The sequence below is a fragment of the uncultured Campylobacter sp. genome, assembly GCF_938018145.1.
In the GTDB taxonomy this organism is placed as follows: Bacteria; Campylobacterota; Campylobacteria; order Campylobacterales; family Campylobacteraceae; genus Campylobacter_A.
The window spans coordinates 1-1,435 of sequence record NZ_CALIII010000190.1 but is presented as its reverse complement, the minus strand read 5'-3'; the positions used below and the strand labels follow the sequence as shown (position 1 = coordinate 1,435).

The following is a 1,435-nucleotide window of genomic DNA, read 5'->3' as shown; positions in this document are numbered from 1 at the left end:
TGAAGGTCAAAAAGGTCGACCCCGCGTTTAAAAACAGGCTCTATCTCATCAACAACACTATCACGAGCGTCTATAAGCCGCTTGATTGGAAAAACGGCGGCGCTGCTAGCTGGAACGACTTCACCGAAAATTTCGTCGTCGATACGCAGGGCGAGGTCAGATGGTATCTGGACTATCAGAAATTTTACGACCGCAGCGAGCGCAGAGTGATGGACGGCGGCATGATGATGGGCTTTCATCAGCTGCCAAACGGCGATCTGAGCTGGGGCATGGCGCAGCGATATATGCGCTACGATATGATGGGCAAGGAGGTGTATAATCGCGAGCTGCCGCGCGGCTACATCGACCTTAGCCACGAGGTGATGCCGCTTAAGGGGGATCACTTGCTGCTTCGCGTCGGTAAATACAACTACCACCACGCAGACGGCAGGCTCTCGCACACGATCAGAGATCACATCATCGAAGTGGACGGCAGCGGCAAGGTCGTGGACGAGTGGGATCTGAATGAAATTTTCGGCAAAAACGTCTACCGCAGCAACCTCATCAAGGCTCTTGACGCTCGCGCCGTATGCCTAAATATCGATATGGACGCCAAAGAGATCAAAATCAGCGACGATCTGCCTTTCGGCGACGTGACCTCGACCGGCACGGGACGCAACTGGGCGCACGTAAACTCGATCTCGCACGATCCTAGCGACGACGGCATCATCCTCTCGCTTCGCCACCAAGGCATCGTCAAGATCGGCCGCGACAAAAAGGTAAAATGGATCCTCGCATCGCCTGAGGGCTGGAGCGCGGACTTTAAAGAAAAAGTGCTAGTGCCCGTGGATAAAAACGGCAACAAAATCAAATGCGAAAACTCAAAATGCGAGGGCGACTTCGACTGGTCGTGGACGCAGCACACCGCGTGGCTCACTCCGCGCTACGATAACAAGGGCCCAATCAAGCACATCAGCGTATTTGACAACGGCGACGGCCGCGGTATGGAGCAGCCTGCGCTAAAAGAGGAAAAATACTCGCGCGCGGTCGAGTACAAGATCGACGAGAAAAAGGGCACGGTCGAGCAGACGTGGGAGTTTGGCAAGGAGCGCGGATTTGACTTCTATAGCGCGGTTACTAGCGTCGTGGAGTGGCAAAAGGATAAAAGTACATACTTCATCTCAAGCTCGAACGTCTATCTGCTAAAGCCCGATAAGACGATCAAAATGGTGCTCGTGGAGATCGATCCGAAAACAAACGACGTCAAATTTGAGATGGACGTGGAGTCCGCGTCTAGAGACGACGTAGCCTACCGCGCGATGGTGATCGATCCGAATATCTTTGAGTATTAAAATTTGACCTTTCTGGTTTAGTTTTTCTAGCCGCCGCCAAAACTCGGCGCGCGGCTGGATTTTCGCGGCGAGTTAAATTTGAAAGAAAATTTGGCTTGCCGCTT

Annotated in this window: 1 protein-coding gene; it reads left to right on the top strand. The window is 52.9% G+C overall.

Features of this window, described 5'->3' with window-relative positions:
* A partial coding sequence (locus Q0338_RS04405; protein WP_298085696.1) for an aryl-sulfate sulfotransferase occupies positions 1–1,331 on the top strand: 1,331 nt, incomplete at its 5' end.
* Positions 1,332–1,435: the final 104 nt, after the last annotated feature.